A 20,141-nucleotide genomic window follows, 5' to 3' on the forward strand; every position below is an offset into this window, starting at 1 on the left:
TGCCCCTGCAACTTGCCCTTGTTTTTCTGCCATAAGCTTTTGAATAGCTTCTTGTCCTTTTCTGTAAAATTCCGCATAGTTTTTTCCAAACTCTGCTATTGGTGTTATATCTAAAAGTGCTTCTATTTGCTCTCTGTGATATTCTAATTCTCCAAGTCTTTTTTTGAATGTTTTGTCTTTAACTGCATAGTCATATCCCATTTTCTTTCCAATACCCCCAATCATATTAACAGGATAAAGATTTAATGCTTTTTCTATACTTGAACTAGCGGCATTTTCAAAAAAACTTTCTACATCACCAAATCTTTCTTTAAATACTTCGGGTTTTCTCGTATATTTATCCAAAACGCCCATAAGCCATTTATCAACCTTAGGGTATTTTTCCCTTAAGCCTCTTGGTATTTGTAAGTAGTCTATCTCTATGTTTAAAACATCAGCTTGTCTCACTTTCGTAACATATTCATTTTTATTAAAAGTGTTACTTGAGACATCTCGTATTCCTTTGCCCTCTCTTAAACCCTGCTTTATTTCGTTAAATCTTTTTAGTGCATCTTCTTCTGTGTGATACCATGTGCCAACATTATTTAAAAAATATTGTCTCTCATCTCTATCAAACATCTCAGCTAATTCATCATATAGCTTCTGTCTCTCTGCTTTAAGATTTTCAATTTGCTTAATATCATCAGGGTGGTGTGGCATATTAGCTAGTGTTTCGATTTGTGTCTTTTCTTTTGGCTTATCTATGCTTTGTGATTGTGTGCTAGATTCTATCTCTTTACTTATTTCCTGTTTTGTGGTAAGATTAGCTTCATTGTTTGGTAGCCCATTCAACGATTTGTCGTTTTTGCTACCTTGTTGGGTGAAAGTTTGGATAATACCAACGCTATCCGCAAATTTATCGCTTACCTTTTTTAATCTTATTAAATCTTTTTCTCTTACTTTTGTAGCATGTATAACTTCGCCATCATCTTTTTTAACTCCCATTTTGCCGATTTTATTATCACTTAATCTTTTTACAATTAAAGCCGCATCTAGCCTATTGTTGTTATAAAAGAATTCAGGGTTTTTCTTAATCTCTTTTATAAGCTTAAAAACATCGCTTGGCTTGTCAAACATTTCTCTATGTTTATTCACTAGATTTTGTAAATCCGCATATATTTCACTGCCTTTAAGCTTTGCTAAGTCTCTTACATAAGGCTCTACTTCCATTGTTACTTGATAATCTGTGATAGGTTTATCATTGTTTGGCTTTGTAATAAAATTATCCCCCAACACATTACTCAACCTATCCACTTCCACTGCTTTATTTTCACTAGGCTTATTATATGGCAATAGCTTTATCTCTTTTGTAGTGTTTTTAAACTCTTGCATAGAATCTAAAAGTTCATTTGTCTTAGCATTAATATCTCTTAAATGTGCTTTGAGATTAGCATTAGCTTTATATGGCAGTGCTTTTATCTCATTACTTAAAGGTTTAAAGTCTAGCTGTGCTAAAGGCTTTTGTAGCACTCATAAACTCTTTATAAAGACTATGAAATATAAAGTTTTTTATAGCCTGTGAGGTTAAAGGCAGTATTAGATATGCCTTGCTCGTTTTGTCTTAAGTAGAGATGTAGGCCCTCGCAAGTCTATCACTTACTAATAAATCTTTATTTGCTTTTATGTCTTATGTGGTATTGAATGAGCTAATACTTTACTTGTATTATTAAATTTATTTGTTTGATATGTGGTATTTGTTGTATTTATATTATTTATTTCATGCATAACATTAAACATCAATATCATTAATATTGCTATCATATGTAAAGTTGTCAAATAAGCTAATTTCATTGTTTACTTGTTTATTTTGTTATTAGCTTTAGCTTTATTATTAAACCTTATTTATGCTGTTTTCAAAGCCTATTATAATCCTTTTTATATCGTGTAATATTGTATATTACATGTTTATCATTCCTTATAAAATAGTGTTTATTATTTTTACCTTATAAAGTATGTTTAGAAGTGTTTGCATGTAAGGTTATTATTGTTTTGCATGTATGCCACACTAAGAGCCAAACATATAAGGCATAAGACAATCAAAGCATACATAAATACTAGCATACGCATTACATATATAATAACATTAATGCTTACGCGTATTTTCACAAACACCAATGAATCTTTTGCAAAATACAAAGTATGTGTCCCTATTATATAAGACTTTTATGCGTTGGTGTGTTTTGTATTTGTGATTAAGTGTGTTTTTGTGTGTTGAAAAAGTTAAAGTATGTAGAAATGATACAAGCAAATAAATCAAATAACACACCTAGCCAATAGTAAAGATTTAATTTTTAAACCTACTGATAACGACGAAACATTAAGGTTTTAGTTGTGTATGCCTTGATTGGTTTATGCGTGTTTGGCTTTACTTAGTGTTTTATGCGTTTTATTTATTGCGACATTGATTTGATTTCATGGATTTATGATGCGTGGTTTCAAAAATTTTATACTTGAAGTACAGTATAGAAAAGCTACAGAATCTGGATTGCAAAATAACTTAAAAATAAATATGTTTTGCTTTCACCATAAAGGCTCAATATAATAAGAAACCAATTTGAGTTTCTAGTGTTTATCATGTTAATGGCAACAAGTCTAGACACAACGATATTTAATCAGCAACTTTAACAATACTATCTTTACTCACACATGAGTGTATAGGAAAATAAGATACACAAAGTTTTAAACAATATTTCTATTGGTAATCTTTAGCAAACTTTTTTAAAAATGTCTTATTATCATAATCATTTGTAAATGCTTATAGATTAGAATCTCTCGCATGAAAAAGAAAGTCGTTATATTAGTCTTATTGTCTTATCATGCTTTGCACGCAGACTACACAGGGCATTTACCTAGCTCCATTGTGTTGCAAAATGGAGAGAATCTAAGCCATAATCTCACTGCAACATGCGGGAATCAATACTGCTATGCTGGTTTGCCAAGCGCGTTTAATCCAAATGCCTATGATTTTTCCTATTCTACCAATAACGGCACCTCAAGCCTTACCATAAATGCCGCTATGCCACAAGGCACAACGCAAACTCTGTCTATTTTCTATGTTGGGAATCTTAGTATAGGGAGTAACTCAAAACTTAGTTTAAATGACTTTCATACCCTATCAATACAAAAAGGTTTAAGTTTAGGGGCTAATGCGACTTTAGATCTTACGCTACAAAAAGGACAAAAAATTAATGCGAGTGAGTTTGGTCCATCATCAAAAGTTATATTTTCACGCAATGCTGATTTGACTTTACATAGTGGTGCTTTATTGAATGCAACCAATATGGACTTTTTTATATTAGATTCTAAAACCACTATCCATAGTGGTGCGACTTTGAAAGTAGAATCTAACACAATAAGAATGCAAAATGTGCTACAAAATAGCGGCACATTAGAAGTAAATGGATCTGTATGGAATGTGGGACAAAGCACTAATGGTGTAGAACTTGCGACTTCAAATTTTAGTAATATGGAGGGCAATGTAAAGGTTAGTGGAGATTTTAATAATGGTGGTAAGCCAACAGCAGATACGATTCCCGGTAGCTTTTGGCAGAATGACGCACCAAGCCCTGGTGGCGGGGATCTCATCAATTATGGTGGCACTATACACATTACAGGGAAACTTATAAATCAGCAAGGGGTAGAGGGAGGTAGGACGCAAAATTCTAGCGTGCAAATCTATGGCGGAAAGATTAAGGTTGATGGTGGCATGACAAATGAAGCACATAGCACATTAATCTTTGGTGCATATAAAGGGAAAATGGGGCAGCTAGAAGGAAGTCTTACAAATAATGGTAAAGTCGTGGTGGATACTGCTGGTGTGGCTATGGGCAGCCATAGCCTTATTACAGGACAAATAAGTGGCGATACAAATTTTGAAGTGATTTTTAGAAGCGGGGCAAATGAATTTATCAGTGCAAATGTTGTAAATGGTGCTTTAGAAATCAAGGCAGATTCCGCAAAGATACAAGATTTTCAGCGCACGCTTACAGAAAATGAAAAAAGCATGATAAACGCACTTGATAAACAAATGAATGGAATCTATACCTATGGTGGCAGCTCTCTTTTAAGAAATGTTGCTAGAGATTCTGTAAATGGCGTGGCAAACTCATTTATTAATGCACCTTTAGCGATTTTAGATTCTATGCAAACTTATAACACAGATTTTTCTCACACGCAAAACTTTAGCATAGGGGCATTTGGTGGCGGTATTATGAGTGAGAGTATGGGTGGTGTGATGAGTGGCGTTAAGGCTAGTTATAACACAAGTTTATACTCCCATTTACTTGCAACACATTTTGCCTATAGATATGGCTCGATGAATCAGCATTTTGAAACTTATAAAGGCACATTTCAAAGCCATGCATTAAGTTTTTCTCTCATGGATAGAATCTTATTAGAAAAAATCAATATCGATATAGGCTTACATGGGACATTTGGCTTTTTTGCAACAAGAGACATGTTGCAGTTTTCTAGCACAAGCACAGCTTTTAATAGCGATTTTAACGCGTATAATCTCAACGCAAATGTAAATATAGGCTATCCATTTATTTTTCAAAGCTTCTCCATAGCCCCAGTTGCAGGACTTAGACAAAGTATAATCACACAAAGCTCATATCAAAATAACAAAGCTCTAGAGATACAGAGTAATGGCTATACAAACCATATCACAAGCATGATTTTAGGGCTAAATCTAGCATATAATCTCAATCAGGTAAGCACATTTTTTATAAACTTAGCATACGAACCGATACTCTATCATTCACAAAAAAACACAAGTGTTGTATTAAATCAGCAAAATCTCACCTTTGACACACTATCATCACTTCATACATTTAACATGCAAATGGGTGCAAACTGGCAGATAAATAGCAATATGAAAACAAGTCTTAATGCTTTTTATAAGGCAGGTATGAGTAGTAGTCATATCTTTGGCGTGCAAGCAAACTTTGGATATGAGTTTTAACTTTGCATTTAGACTTTATTATTATTGTGTGAGATTGCTATCTGCTTACTAACACCATTAGCCATTGCAGATTTTAAACACTTACAATAATATGTAGGCATCATTTTAACTCATGCTACAATCATAATAGAATCTAAAAATCCATATTCACACTAAACCAATATCTTCTGCCTTCAGCAATGTAGTTATACATATTGCCGACCAATGCCGTAGGTTTATTTCCGTTCGACCAACCATATTGCCTATAATCTGCGAAGTTTTTGTCTAAAAGGTTATAGATAGCAAAATTTACTTTAAATTTTTCATTGATTCTATAAGTAGCTCCTAAATGTAAAAGCATAAAAGGTTTATAATATGCCCCTAGCACTTGCTGTTGTGCTGCATCTGTGCCCGGTCTCAAACCTCTAAAGCGATTGCCTTGCACTTCACTCCGTAAATATACATGTAAATCTTCCCATGTATAGCCAAGCTTTGCGTTGAATCTATGGTCTAGCGTGTCTGTGAGTGGTGCGCCTTTTAGATTACCTGTGAGTTGCTCGCTGCTTGTAAAAGTATAGCTTATATCAAAATTTACTCCATAAAGTGGCTTTATCCCCGCATAGAGTTCTACACCTTGTATATAGGATCTATCAACATTTATCGCACGAGAACAACCTCTAGTGAATGCCTCACTACCACATATACCTGCATTTGCTCCACTAGCTAAAGTCTCTGAGCTAATCTTATCCCAGAATAGACTATAAAAATAGGTGATTCCAGATTCAAAATAGTCATTATCTGTAAGAGCGGTCATCTCAAAGCTTAGACTTGTTTCAGGTTTTAGGTTTGGATTCCCTAAAAATGCAAGTTGCCCTTGTGCGCCAAAACCATATTGTCCATCTATAAGCTGATTAAGGTATGGGGCTTTATACCCCATACTTACGCCACCTTTAAGCGTTAGCCAATCAGGGATTGCCTCATAAACCAAATATGCCTTTGGCGAAGTGTTAAAACCAAAGCGTGAGTTATAATCCTCCCTTAGCCCTAAAGTAAAGCGAAATCCATCAAAAGCTTCCCATTCATTTTCTGCAAAAAGGGCGAAAGTGTGCTGTGAAAACTGACTAGGCTTTGCTACCATATCCTGCATCCATGAAAACCAGTATTGCGCCCCAACGCTTAGATAGTTTTCATAAGGCAAGTCGATAAAGCCTTTTGATTCTAGAATCACATCTTTACCGGCTATTTGTCGTGGTTTATTTACAGGCTTTGTATTTGTCATGCGTCCATCATTATTGCTTTGATTAAACTGCAGTGAGTTTTCTATACTCCATGTGCCATAGCTACCTTTATGTGCGATGATATTGTTGTTTCTACTTACAATATAGGCATTTGCTGTGCTTGTGTGTTGCCCTAACTGCTCTTTACTATTATCATACCATTGACTTGCATAGCTTGTATCAAAATAAATATGATTATTAGAATCTAGATTCCATAAAAGTCTGCCACCAATATCATAGATATGTGCCATAGTGGGATTGCCGATAAAGCCCGCGCGATTGGTTATTACATCGCCTATATTTGGGGGGTTCCCTTGAGCTCCATTTGGCTTATTTTGTGTAATTGTATATTGATATTTCACATTTGAGGGTTCTCTAAAGTAGTAGCGCGCCCTTAGCTGTAGCCCAAGCTTATCCTTAATAATAGGTGCGACACCAAAGAGATTTAGCATGTAGCCAGATCCATATTGTCTGTCTTCATTTTGCGTTGTTTCTAGCCCGATATTCACAGCGTATTTATCAAAACTCTTTTTTGTAATGATATTAATCACGCCGCCAATCGCATCACTCCCATAAAGCGTGCTCATAGGACCACGGATAACTTCAATCCTCTCAATCGCACTCAAAGGCGGCATAAAGCTCGTATCAGCCTGACTCCAACCCGCATTTGTCGTATTAATATCCCCTGCTACACTCGTGCGTTTGCCATCGATTAGAATCAATGTATAGTTTGCTGGCATACCGCGGATAGAAATCTTTAATCCACCTGTTTTGCCTAACTCTGTATTGACATCAATGCCCGGAATATCCGCAATAGCTTCTGCTAAATCCCTATGAGGTTTATTCTCTAACTCTTCTCTGCTAATCACGGTGATAGAAGCAGGAGCATCTTTTAGCAATTGCTCTGTGCCACGAGCAGTCGTTACGACTTGTTGTAGTTTATAGTTTTTTGCTTCTGTGTTTGTATTTGATTGTTTGGTATCATCTTGTGTATCTGCGAGCATAAAGCCAGATAACACCAAAGAGAGTAGAGAATAGCGTGAAATACGCCTTGAAATAACACGATTTTGTGTAGATATTTTTAACATTTAAAGTCCTTTTATCATCGTCATCGTATTGTATCATAATAATTTATAAATTAATAATCAATCGTATTATTTTTTTAAAATATATAGGAATTATTATTATTTATAGCTTGTTATGTTTAAGTAATACAAACATAACAACACCAAATTTACAGATTTAATATAAAAACATTGTAAGATTTTAGAGTTTTATTTTAATATTAAGGAATATCAATGTTTTATATGAAAAATGCTACTAAGTTTATCATCTCAAAATTCTTTGTTAGCACTCTGCTTGTTAGCACAATGTGTGTTTATGGAAATGATGCAAAGCAATATGATGCTGAAGATATTGCCGATGTGTTTTATGCATTAAATGGAGATTCTAAAGATCCACATAAAAAGATTAACCACGCAAAAGGCTTTTGTGCGAATGGAGAGTTTATCCCAGCAAATAACATTACAAAAACGCTAAATATACCATTGTTAAAAGAAAAAAACATTAAGACAGAAGTGCGATATTCACTTGGTGGTGGAAGCAGAGTGGCAAGCGATAAATCAAAGCCTAGAGGCATGGCGTTAAAGATTCAAGGGCAGCAAGATGAATGGGAGATTGTTATGCTAAATACTGAGATTAACTTTGCGAAGAATCCACAGGAATTTGGCGAGTTTTTTGCGATGAGAATCCCAAAAGATGGCAAGGTAGATACCGCCTATATCACTAAGAGAACAAGCGAGGTCGCCTCATACAAAAACTTTGAAGAATATATGAAAAATATCGGTATAACAGGCAGTGTGGCAAATACAATGTATCATAGCATTCACACATTTTATTTTAAGGATAGTAAGAATAAGCTAATCCCTGCGAGATTTAAGTTTGTCCCAGCAAATGGCGTGGCTTATCTCAAAGAAAATGAATTGCAAAAACTTAGCAATGACTTTTTAGAATCTGATTTTAAAGAAAAGAGCAAAAATGCCCCGATTGCTTATAAGATGATTCTAGTCCTAGCAAATCCAAAGGATAAAACCGATGATACCACAGCCCTTTGGAGTGGTAAGCATAAAGAGATTGAGGTTGGCACATTGCTTGTAAAACAATATAATGGTGATGTATGTAATGGCGATGTGTTTATGCCAAATGTATTGCCTAATGGTGTAGAAGCTCCAAAAGACCCGCTATTTGAAACACGCAATGATGTATATTCAATCACTTTTGGTAGAAGACAATAAAAATACAAGAATCACACACAGATAAAAGTTTATGTGTGATTGTGAAGTTAGACTACAAATTGAAAGATACTTTGGTGTTGCATAGTAAATAAACTAAAAAAGCCCTATAAATAAAATATAAATTTTTATATTTTTTACTCTTTATTGCATAACTTTGGGTTACAATATGCGTTTATGCTTAGTTTGAAAGGAGATATTATGCAATCCGTTGATAATAAAGAGATAATTGAGACAAGTTTGTCCTTAGCAAAGACATTGCAGCACAAAATCAATAGTGATTTAAGTTGTAAAGAAAAAAGATTCCGTAAAAAGATGATGAAAATGCTTGAAAATCCAAGCAGTAAGGTCATGCTCATTGAGTTGCTTGATAGGAGCTTTCGTTCAAAAAATAATGAAATGGCACACGAACTCATCTCGCATACTTTGCAGAAATATGGGATTGCTGATTTTTTCTCTTCGTTTGAAAAGGTATTGTTGCAGCTATTTTTGGGTATAGGTAAAAGTATGCCATGCGTGAGTGTGCCTTTCTTCATAAAGAATCTAAAGAAAGATACAAAAGCTATGGTGCTAGATGCCTCACCTATTGCCCTGAAAAAACATGCGGATAAAAGGGCCAGTGAAAACATTGGCTTAAATGTGAATCTAATCGGTGAAGAGGTGCTTGGGAATCTAGAGTCAAACTATCGTTTGCAAAAGTATGAAGACGCTCTAAACTCAAACTATATCAATTATATCTCTGTTAAAATTACAACTATTTTTTCTCAAATTAATATCTTAGATTTTGAATACTCAAAGCGTGAGATAGTAGCAAGGCTTGATAAGCTCTATGGCATTGCAGAAGAAAAGCAAAAGGCAGGGGTGTCAAAGTTTATTAATCTTGATATGGAAGAGTTTAAGGACTTAGAACTCACTGTGGCAGCCTTTATGGAATCTCTTGCGAAGTTTGATATTAAAGCTGGGATTGTATTACAAGCGTATTTACCAGATTCTTATGAGTATCTAAAAACTTTAGTAGCCTTTTCTAAAGCGAGAGTAGAGGGCGGTAAGCCCCCGATTAAGATTCGCATTGTAAAAGGTGCGAATATGGAGGCTGAAGAGACTATTGCAAGTGTGAAGGGCTGGGAGCTGCCTACATTTAGACAAAAGGTTGATACAGATTCCAACTATAATAAAATGCTTGATTATATTTTGCAAGATTCTAACTTTAAATACATTGATATAGGTATCGCATCACATAATATCTTTCAAATCGCTTATGCGATGACAAGGATAAATAGGGCAGGGGCGCAAGATAGCTTTACTTTTGAAATGCTTGAGGGTATGAACTTAAAAGCAAGTTTTGAAGTAGCTTCAAGAAATAAGCTTATTTTATATGCCCCGGTATGCGATGATGCGCATTTTAATAATGCTATTGCATATCTTGTGAGGCGACTTGATGAAAATACAGGTAAAGATAACTTTATGCGTTATGCTTTTGATTTAGAGATTGATTCTATTGCGTGGAAACAGCAGGAACAAATCTTTTTGCAATCAATCGAGGGTATAAAAAGCGTGCAAGAGACAAGCTATAGGCAGCAAAATAGACTTAAAGCCCCATTTACACAAAAAGCAAATCTTACTTCTTTCTTTAACGAGCCTGATACTGACTTTATATTGAAACCAAATAGAGAATGGGCGGAGGCGATTAAGACAAAGTGGCTAAATACAGAATCTATTGAGGTTACACCAATAATTGGCGATAAAACTCCAAAAGATAATAAAAGAGAGATTAAGCAAAAAGGCGGTGATAAAGTCATTGCTAATGTGTATTTAGCAAATAAGGATAGCTTAAAAGCAGCTATGGCGTATGTAAAACAAGCACAAAATATACTAAGCTATGAAAAGCTTGGCGAGATTTTGCTAAAAACCGCAGAGATTGTGGCAGAAAGACGCAATGATTTAATCGGTATATCGGCTCTTGAAGTAGGTAAGACTTTTGCAGAGACAGATGCTGAGGTAAGTGAGGCGATAGACTTCCTTAGATTCTATCCGCATAGCATGTATAAATTGCTAGAAACACATAAAGATTTTATGCTAAAGCCAAAGGGTGTTGGCGTAGTGATTACGCCGTGGAATTTCCCTGTTGCAATTTCTGTTGGTGGCATTGCTGCTAGTCTTGCTAGTGGGAATAGAGTGATTTATAAGCCATCTAATATATCTGCTGTTACAGGCAGTATATTAACGCAGTGCTTTTATGATGCGGGATTACCTAAAGACTATCTTGTATTCTTGCCTGCAAGTGGTAAGGATGTAAATGAGATTCTATTAAAAGAAGCGGATTTTGCGATTCTAACAGGTGGGGAAGATACGGCTTATGAGATTTTAAAAGAGAATCCAACCCTATTTTTAAGTGCTGAAACAGGCGGCAAAAATGCGACTATTGTAAGCAAAATGGCAGATAGAGACCAAGCAGTAAAAAACATTATCCATTCAGCTTTTTCTAACTCTGGGCAGAAATGCAGTGCTACTTCCTTACTCATACTTGAAGAGGAAGTGTATAAAGATGAGCAGTTTAAACGCACATTGATTGATGCGGCAAACAGCCTTCATGTTGGGAATCCTTTTGATTTTAAGAATAAGTTAGGGTATCTAAGCAGCACTATTGATGAGAAAGTAAAGCAGGGCTTAGAATTAGAGCAAGGTGAAGAGTGGGTATTAGCCCCAAGTTTTGAAGGTGAGAATCCTTATGCGATGAGACCATGTATTAAATATGGCGTAAAAGAGGGCAGCTACTCGCATAAGAGTGAATTTTTCACGCCGATTTTATCAGTTATATGTGCGAAAGATTTAGAGCATGCCATAGATATTGCAAACTCTACTGGATATGGTTTAACAAGCGGTTTTGAATCTCTTGATGAAAGAGAATGGGACTATTATCTAAAACATATTGAAGCAGGGAATCTCTATATCAATAAATCTACGACAGGGGCGATTGTCCTGCGACAGCCATTTGGTGGGATTAAAAAGTCAGCAGTTGGCTTTGGCAGAAAGGCTGGGAGCTATAACTATGTGGCACAATTTATAGATATTATCCCTAATGAGACACAAGAAAGAATAGATTTAAATGCAAAGCATAGCTTTATTGATAGTATGCAATATCTTATTAATATTACGCAAGATGAAGGCATAAAAAATGAGTTAAAGGCGTTTTTACAAACTGCAAAAAGCTATGCGTATTTCCATGAAAATGAGTTTTTACAAAAAAGGGATTTCGTGCATATAAGGGGAGAAGACAATCTCTTTTACTATGTGCCGGTAAAATCAGTCATCTATCGTGTTAGAAAAGAAGATTCTCTAAGTGATATTTTAAGCATTATTGCTAGCACTCAGTTAATTAATGCAAGGCTTACCATTAGCCTTAAAGCCACAGAAATGAGTGAAAATTTAGGCTTTGTGCTAGAGCATATAAAAACATTGCAGCTAAAAAATATCACTATTGAGTATCAAAGCTTGGAGCAGTTTATTGAGAGTGCAGGGGAGTATGAGTTTATCCGCTATCTTGCCGCACCCAATAAAAAGAATCTTGTATATAAAGAGCTAATAGGGCAGGGCAGGGCGAAAGGAAAGCTAATCGCACATCATAAGCCCTATGCGAATGGATATTTTGAGCTTTTATACTATCATACAGAGCGTGCTGCAAGCATTGCATTCCATAGATATGGGAATCTTGGTAGAAGAGCATTGCAAGATAATAAGTAGATTCTATTACATGCAGATTCTATACATATAAAGGAAAAAGATGAGTGAAAAAATACAGCTAAAGGCTGGAGATACAGCCCCATTATTTAGCTTACCAAATGAAGATAATGTGGTGATTGCTTTAGGGGATTTACTAGATTACACTATTGTTTTGTATTTTTATCCAAAAGATAATACGAGTGGTTGCACCACAGAGGCACAAGAGTTTAGTGCATTGCAAGAATCTTTTGAAAAGCATAATGCTATTGTAATAGGCATTAGCCCAGATAAACCCGCAACACATAAAAAGTTTATACAAAGCAAAAATTTAAATGTTGTGCTTTTAAGCGATAGTGATAAAAGTGTAGCAATGAAATATCATGCCTATGGTAAGAAGATAATGTATGGCAAGGAAGTGCAGGGGATCTATCGCAGCACTTTTATCATACAAAAAGGAAAAATTATAGAATCTTTTTATAATGTCAAAGCAAAAGGACACGCACAAACAATCCTTACATATCTTACAAATTTAGATAAAAATAAATAGATTCTATATTTGTTATCATATTTTTCTATCTTTTATGTGTAATGAATTTAAATTGAAAGAGAATATAAAGATATAAGATTTTAATAGCACTGAAGAGCTAATATTCAAGGCCCTTTAAGCTTTTAAGTATATAGCAATTAAGGGCTTTATGTGACAAGTAAATTCATAAGCTATATGCTATTTAAGGCGATATAAAGCTATCTTAGGTTTTGACAAAAATAACTTTATTTACTCTAGTGTTAGTGTTTTTAATACACTAAGATTGCTGTTGTGTTTGTTGCTGACTTTGTTTTAGCATATTGAGTTCATTTATCACGTTCATAATAGCAATGAGTGCTAAATGATAGCTTAGTGGTCCAAAGCCAGAGATAATGCCTACACTCACCGCACCAGTTACACTTACTCTGCGTTCAGGCTCTCTTGCATGAATGTTGCTTAAATGTGCTTCAATCACAGGCACACCAGATGCTACAATCGCATCAGCTACGCAAATAGAAGTGTGCGTTAAACCACCCGGATTCATAATCACACCATCATATTCACCACCAACGCATTCTTGCAATTTATCAATTATCTCCCCTTCAAAATTGCTTTGAAAAAACTCAAGTTCCAAAGATTCACCATTTGCACCCTTTTGTGTCGCAGCAAATGCACTCATATTATTATGGATTTGTTCTAGCGTCATAGTCCCATATAGTCTTGGGTCTCTGTGTCCTAACATGTTTAGATTTGGTCCTTGAATGACTAATATTTTCATGTATGCTCCCTATTATAAAGTAAAGGCAAGATTCTATCAAAATTTAAAGGACTTTCATTAAACAAAAAGGGTTTATCAAAAATATGATTTTCAAGGTTATAATGTAGTCTCGTTATGAATAAATATTGAACTTTAAGGATAGCATAATGTCTGCGATAAGCTCTTTCACACAGGCAATACTAAATATTTTCTATCAATTAACGACAATCCCACATGGTAGCTTTAATACAAAAGAGATGGCAGCATTTTTAGAATCTTTTGCCAAATCAAACAACTATGCAATAAAAAAAGATTCTGTTGGCAATATACTTGCATATAAAGAAAATACAAAATCTAAAGTATGTTTTCAATGTCATTATGATATGGTGTGCGTTGGACTTGCAGCACAAAATCTAGCGTTAAATCTTTTGCAAACAAAAAGAAGATGTAACAATATCGAGCAAACTTGGCTAAAAGCTCAAGATTCTAGTCTTGGTGCGGATAATGGCATGGGTATGGCGATTATGATGTATTTCATGCAGCAGGGCATTCACGCAGAGTTTCTTTTCACAAATGATGAAGAGGTAGGCATGATAGGGGCAAAAGGGCTAGAGATTCCTATTCAATCTAAGATATTACTTAATCTTGATTCTGAAGTCTTAGGTGAGATTACTATAAGCTGTGCGGGCGGCTTTGACTTAAATTATCAAAGTGAGTTTATCACACAAGAGATTCCGCTAAATTATCATTATTATGTCCTATCTTCAAGGAATTTTGCCGGTGGGCATAGTGGATTAGATATTAATAATCCTTTGCCAAACTATCAAAACGCAATCCTACAAAGCACATATTTCTTAGATAAAGCTTTAAATGAGAGTGAAAAGGATTCCTTATATGTGATTAACTGGAAAGGTGGTGAGAAACGCAACTCAATCCCCATGCACTCAAAGCTTATCATCGCAAGTAAGCAAAAACTAAGTATAGAATCAAATGAATTTTTTGTATTTGAGGAGCTAAAAGAAGAGCATAATGAATTGCTTGATAAAACAAATGAAGTCTTTTTACAAACGCCAAATGGCATAGAGTTTAAGATTCTATATAATCTACTTTTAAGTTTAAATATAGGTGTGCTTGATAGCATAGAAAATGCAGTGCAAAACTCTCGTAGTCTCTCACACATCTCATTTGCAAATGGAAATCTATCTCTTGCTTTCATGGGTCGTGCTAATACAAATGATTTATTGCAAGATAACTTAACTCAACTAAAAAAGATTCTAGAAAGAGAGCAGCCAAAGCAAAAAAAAGAGAGTTTGCAAATAAAAATGAGTGAATATTATGCCCCATGGGAAAAACAAGATAAAAGCATAGCATCTAGTAGCATAAATAAAACTTTATGTGAAACAGAAGAGATAAAAGTTTCATGCAGTCTAAAAGAGATTCTAAAAGCAATGTGTATGAGTATGCAAAAACACACAAAGCCGTTCAATATAACGCCAAAAATAGTAGAGTTACACGCAGGGCTTGAGTGTGGAATCTTACTCAAAAGATTTAAAGATTTGGGGTTATCTGATATTATTGCCTTAAGCATTGGTCCATCAATCAACGCACCGCATTCTATCAATGAAGAAGTATGGATTGAGAGTGCTGGGGTTATAGTAGCAATCTTGCAAGACTTTATGGAAACAATATAAGTATATGGGAAAAACAATGCCAGACTTTACTACAATGCTAAGCGTGAGTTTATCACTGCTTGGTGCGCTTTTGTTGTGTATCTTGGTCCTACTTATCTTTAGTGCGTGTTCGCCGCTAACTTCTATGAATCATAGTGTCAAAACGCATTATACCCCCCATTATAATAGCTTTAAAAGCCCTATTGCAGAGCCTTATAAGGAAGAGCTAAAACAGAAAAAAGATGGCGCATTAATCATTGCTGATGGCTCAAGTGCGCTTTTACACAGATTAGGTTTCGTGCAAATGGCTACAAAAACTATTGACATTCAAACCTATATCTATAAAAATGAACTCACTTCAAGACTACTTGCAAGAGAGCTTTATGAGGCGGCAAATCGCGGTGTAAAGATTAGAATCTTAATTGATGATAATGGAATCTCATCGGACTTTTATGACTTAATGATGCTTGATAATCATGAAAATATTGAAGTGAGAATCTTTAATCCATACTTTTTTCGCTTTGGTCCTATGCATGCATTTGAGGCGATATTTAACTTCAGTCGCATTAATAAACGCATGCATAATAAGCTTTTTATCTTTGATGATGCCGCATTAATCATGGGTGGTAGAAACATTGCTGATGAATATTTTGAAAATGCAAGTGTGAATTTTACTGATACAGATTTATTATTTATCGGCAATATCGCAAAAGATGCGAAACTAAACTTTGAAGAATTTTGGAATTATAAGCGAAGTATCCCTGTAAATCTCTTTCCAAGTAAAAGAAAACTAGAAAAATATCGCAAAAAAGCAAAAAGCCCAGAAGAACAAGCCAAGCAATACAATGTAGGTAAAGCTGATTGGGAAGAATATCTAAGCGATATGGAAGTGTTTAAGGCAAAATATAAAAATAAAGAATTTAACATGACTTGGGGTGAGGGCACATTCCTAGCAGACTCACCAGAAAAGATTGATAAAGGCAATGGTCCCTTTACAACACCTATCCTTGAAGCCCTATCTTATAATCTTAGCCATGCAAAAGAATCTATTGTCATCTCTTCATCATATCTTGTTCCGGGTGTCGCGGCTATGGATGTATGGCGTGATTTTATACAAAATAGGGGGATTAGTATTAAGATTCTTACAAACTCCCTTGCCTCTGTTGATGTCATACCAGTATATTCACATTGGGAAAATTATCGCGATAAACTTGCTTTGATGGGTGTGCAAGTTTATGAGTATCCAAACTTAGAATCTAAAAAGGCAAGGCTAAAGGATAAGGTAAAATTCTATCATTCATCAAAAGGTAAAGTAAGTCTTCACTCAAAATACATGATTATAGATTCTCATACCATTGCTGTGGGTAGCTTTAACCTTGATTATAGATCAGCTATGCTAAATACTGAAAGCATTGTATTTTTTAAAAACAAAGAATTAGCCGAGCAATTACACAAGATTACAGAATCTCAAATGCAAGATTCCTATAAAATCGTATGTGATACAAATACGCAAAAATGCCATTGGGAACTAAAAGATGAAAATGGTGTGCAAAAATTCTCCGTCTCACCAAATACAAGCGTATGGCTTAGATTCTATAAAACATTGGCAAAGATTATGCCAGAAAAGCTTTTATGATAGAATTTTAGGATCTAATTCGTTTGGGTGGGTGCATTTTGACAAGAATTTAGATTTTATAAAAGATTTTGTAAGGAAAAATTGTGAGTTTCATACAACTAGATTCTATAACAAAGACTTATGGCAAGGGTAAAAATACTTTTCAAGCCCTACATGGTGTCAATTTAGAGATTAAAAAAGGTGAGTTTGTAGCCCTCATGGGTCCTTCTGGGTCAGGCAAATCGACAATGGCGAATATACTTGGCTGCCTTGATATTGCTACAACGGGCAAGTATTATTTCAATGGTGTTGATGTTTTTACGCTGACACGGACACAAAGGGCATTATTGCGGCGGCATTATATGGGATTTATCTTTCAAGGTTTTAATCTTTTATCAAGGACTTCTGCGCTTGAGAATGTGGAGTTACCGCTCATATATCGCGGTATGCACAAAAGAGAGCGGCAAAAAATCGCACTTGAAGCACTTGATATGGTGGGACTTGCGGACTGGTCTGATCATAGTAGCGGAGAGCTTAGCGGTGGGCAGTGTCAGCGTGTAGCCATAGCGCGTGCAATCGTTACAAAGCCTTTATTTTTACTCGCTGATGAGCCAACAGGCAATCTTGATACAAAAAGAAGTAATGAAGTTATGGATATTCTAACACGACTAAATCGCGATATGAATATCACGATCCTTATGGTAACGCACGAGCCAGACATGGCACAATACGCACACAGAGCAATTCACTTTTTAGATGGAAATATCCATGATGAAGTGATTTTTCAATAAATATGCTTTATGCAGTTTAATCATTAGAATCTAAAATAACCTACCGTGTTGAGTGTAGTAAGACAGACAACCTAAAGATTCTAAAAAATCTTTTGTTTAACACTCAAAATAAGAAAGTAATATAGAACTTAAATCCTTTATAGATAATGTTAGCCAAAGATCCTCTCAAACTCTGAAAGTCGCAACCGCGATTGGATACATATCGGCAAATATTCATATCGAGTAAAATATATTTATTAAAACAGCATATATTTTTATTAGAATCTTCTCTCAAAGTTGTGTGTAAAATTTATTAAAATTTGGATTGTGTTATGCAAGATGATATGGCGATTTTATATAAGCATGTGAAGGCATTAGATATGTTGTATAGACATGCAATGCTTGGCGATAGTTTTGTGGATTTAGCAAAACAAGATTCTAATACACACAAGCAAAAAATCACTCTTGCCACACAAGCAAATCAGCAATATAATAGCTATGAAGCAACTACTTCAAATCACACAAACACACAGCAAAACATGCAACAAATCGCACAAAAAGTTATACAATGCAATCTTTGCTCTCTCTCTAAATCTGTAAAAGATTCTGAACGATTATGTGCTATTTTGCCTACAAATAAAGCTTATCCCACCGATACGCTCTCTAGCAATGCAAAAGAGACTATAAATAAAGATTTTATTGCCACTAAAAGCCTACAAAAACATACAAAAGCACTTCCAAATATTGCCTTTATCACAGATTCCTTACACCTTAGGGAAGCTCCAAAAGATAGCTATGCTTTATTAGAGAATCTTGAGTTAAATAGAAGTAATGAAATGCTTTTTGACATTATAGAAAAAGTCTTTTTACTCCATAAAGAAAGTGTATTTCTTTTTCCACTTTTTAAATGTGCTGAGGTTGGCAATAATCAGCAAATAAGTATGCAAATCCGCACACAGCCCCTTGCCACACAAAGACGCATTTGCAGCAATTATCTCAAAGCTCAACTTGAAAATATGAGTTATGCGGTATTTTTTGGTGAGCATATATGCTTTGATTTCTTTGAGATTTCATTGCAAGAAGCAAGTGGTAAGCTACTTGAATATCATACAGCACAGGGCAAAAAAGTGCTTTGTGTATGTGTGCCAGATATTATGCAAATGCTTATGAATCCAAAGTTAAAAAAAGATGCCTTTATTAATTTTGTATTGCTAAGAAATGCAATTTATGCAATTTCATGCTAAAATATTGTTTCATCATTTGTATTTAAGGATAGGAATGTTGCACAGCAGAATCATACAAAAAGTAGCATTATGCCTTGTCATATTTGTAACGCATTTAGCAGTAGCAAAAGAGCATATTATGTCCCCCTTGCCAGTCCCTGAACAAGAAATTGTAGATATTGAGATAAAAAAATGTTCTAAATCATGTTTAAATAAACTCTATGAAAGTGAGCAATTCTTTAGTTTTGCTTCACATTATCGTTCCACAAAGGATAAGGCTTTAAATGAACGATATAAAGCGGTTGTAGAAGAGCTTGGCATTAATGCTGTTATTCCTTTGTTTGATTCTAGTCATGGAATCCGCGTTGCTTTAATGATTCCACAAAAAAATGTCGGCAGATATTCTGTAACAAGTGCTGATGCAATCCTTGCTTATCTCATCGCACATGGCGATAACTTTTCCTTTAAAGTCCTTGATACACAAAATGAAGAGATAAAAAATCTTGTCGCGGGTTATAATAAAATACATGAAGAAGAGTTTGATCTTATAGTTGGCATTCTCACACCAAAAGGTTTAGAGAATCTGCTGCAAAATGTAAATATCACAACACCGCTTTTTATCCCTACTATTAATGAAAAACAAGCTATGAAGTTTGCACCGAATAAAAATGTATATTTTGGTGGTATTGACTATGAAAGTCAAGTAAATATGATGGTAACACTTGCTGAGCAAAAAAAGAATGCGATTATAAGCTTTAATGATGATGGCATGATTGGAAAAATGATTGGGGCAATCGTGCAATCGCGTGCTGGAAATGTAAGACAAGAAATAATAGATTCCAAAAAATCTACTAATTTTGCCCCTATCATCGCAAAATATCATCAAGGTTTAAAAAACTCTATGGTTATGCTAAATACCTCTGTGATAAAAAGCGGCTTAATTATCCCTCAAATGGGTAATGCAAAGGCTATGCCCTCTGTCTTTCTTTCCACACAGATTAATTATAACCCCTCACTTCTTACTTTAATGCCAAAGGAAGATGCTAAAAAGCTTTTTGTCGTGAGTGCAATAAGCCCTATACATACGCGTTTATTGCTATTTAATGAGATTCTATCTGCTGATTTACAATATGACTGGGTAAATTATGCAACCGCTTTGTCTCTTGACATATTCTTAACACAAGGCAGTAAAGCAAATCAGCGTTTTTTCTCGGAAAGTTTGCAAGGCAATCAAGTGATATATCATAATAGATTCTATGGTGTTAAAGATTCCCATTTTATCCCTGTAAAGTTAAAATAAAGGAGTAAATA

11 protein-coding genes and 1 pseudogene are annotated in these 20,141 nt (G+C 34.9%); 9 read left to right on the forward strand and 3 right to left on the reverse strand.

All coding sequences use genetic code 11. The annotated features are described in order from the left end of the window. A pseudogene (locus C6H08_RS07585) lies at positions 1-1,509 on the reverse strand (hypothetical protein); the annotation flags it as partial. Between the two features lie 1,306 nt (positions 1,510-2,815). Here C6H08_RS07585 and C6H08_RS07590 point away from each other — a divergent pair. Next, a complete protein-coding gene (locus C6H08_RS07590; RefSeq protein WP_034579508.1) occupies positions 2,816-5,002 on the forward strand; it encodes an autotransporter outer membrane beta-barrel domain-containing protein in 2,187 nt (728 codons plus the stop codon). Between the two features lie 133 nt (positions 5,003-5,135). Here C6H08_RS07590 and C6H08_RS07595 read toward each other — a convergent pair whose 3' ends face one another. After that, on the reverse strand, positions 5,136-7,346 hold the full coding sequence (locus C6H08_RS07595; protein WP_052099981.1) for a TonB-dependent receptor domain-containing protein: 2,211 nt from the start codon (positions 7,344-7,346) through the stop codon (positions 5,136-5,138). A gap of 282 nt (positions 7,347-7,628) precedes the next feature. On the opposite strand from C6H08_RS07595, the gene C6H08_RS07600 reads away from it, so the two are divergent. The 3 genes from C6H08_RS07600 to C6H08_RS07610 all read left to right on the forward strand — a co-directional run bounded on the left by C6H08_RS07600 (position 7,629) and on the right by C6H08_RS07610 (position 12,816). Further along, a complete protein-coding gene (locus tag C6H08_RS07600; protein WP_194145902.1) occupies positions 7,629-8,552 on the forward strand; it encodes a catalase family peroxidase in 924 nt (307 codons plus the stop codon). A 222-nt stretch (positions 8,553-8,774) separates the two neighbouring features. Next, the gene (locus tag C6H08_RS07605; RefSeq protein WP_233708529.1) at positions 8,775-12,290 is read left to right on the forward strand and encodes a bifunctional proline dehydrogenase/L-glutamate gamma-semialdehyde dehydrogenase; all 3,516 of its coding nucleotides are present in this window, start codon (positions 8,775-8,777) and stop codon (positions 12,288-12,290) included. A 40-nt stretch (positions 12,291-12,330) separates the two neighbouring features. Next, positions 12,331-12,816, forward strand: coding sequence for a peroxiredoxin (locus C6H08_RS07610; protein WP_034563138.1), 486 nt, complete (start codon positions 12,331-12,333; stop codon positions 12,814-12,816). 256 nt (positions 12,817-13,072) lie between these two features. Here the strand turns inward: C6H08_RS07610 and aroQ are convergent, their stop codons facing one another. Continuing rightward, a complete protein-coding gene (gene aroQ / locus C6H08_RS07615) occupies positions 13,073-13,573 on the reverse strand; it encodes a type II 3-dehydroquinate dehydratase (protein WP_034563136.1) in 501 nt (166 codons plus the stop codon). Between the two features lie 146 nt (positions 13,574-13,719). Between aroQ and C6H08_RS07620 the strand changes: the two genes are divergently transcribed. From C6H08_RS07620 to C6H08_RS07640, 5 genes are all read left to right on the forward strand, one after another. After that, the gene (locus C6H08_RS07620; protein ID WP_034579511.1) at positions 13,720-15,243 is read left to right on the forward strand and encodes a zinc-binding metallopeptidase family protein; all 1,524 of its coding nucleotides are present in this window, start codon (positions 13,720-13,722) and stop codon (positions 15,241-15,243) included. Between the two features lie 16 nt (positions 15,244-15,259). Then, the gene (locus tag C6H08_RS07625; RefSeq protein ID WP_052092704.1) at positions 15,260-16,858 is read left to right on the forward strand and encodes a phospholipase D family protein; all 1,599 of its coding nucleotides are present in this window, start codon (positions 15,260-15,262) and stop codon (positions 16,856-16,858) included. An 83-nt stretch (positions 16,859-16,941) separates the two neighbouring features. Beyond that, positions 16,942-17,628 carry an ABC transporter ATP-binding protein gene (locus tag C6H08_RS07630; protein ID WP_034579513.1) on the forward strand — a complete coding sequence of 229 codons (687 nt, stop codon included), beginning with the start codon at positions 16,942-16,944 and terminating at the stop codon, positions 17,626-17,628. A 311-nt stretch (positions 17,629-17,939) separates the two neighbouring features. After that, positions 17,940-18,851 (forward strand): hypothetical protein, encoded by a 912-nt coding sequence (locus tag C6H08_RS07635; protein WP_034562863.1) that lies wholly within the window; start codon positions 17,940-17,942, stop codon positions 18,849-18,851. A gap of 34 nt (positions 18,852-18,885) precedes the next feature. Further along, positions 18,886-20,130: a type 1 periplasmic-binding domain-containing protein gene (locus tag C6H08_RS07640; RefSeq protein ID WP_034562860.1), complete on the forward strand. Its 1,245-nt coding sequence runs from the start codon at positions 18,886-18,888 to the stop codon at positions 20,128-20,130. The last annotated feature ends 11 nt before the right edge of the window (positions 20,131-20,141 follow it).

The sequence above is a fragment of the Helicobacter bilis genome, assembly GCF_900198365.1.
In the GTDB taxonomy this organism is placed as follows: Bacteria; Campylobacterota; Campylobacteria; order Campylobacterales; family Helicobacteraceae; genus Helicobacter_A; species Helicobacter_A bilis_B.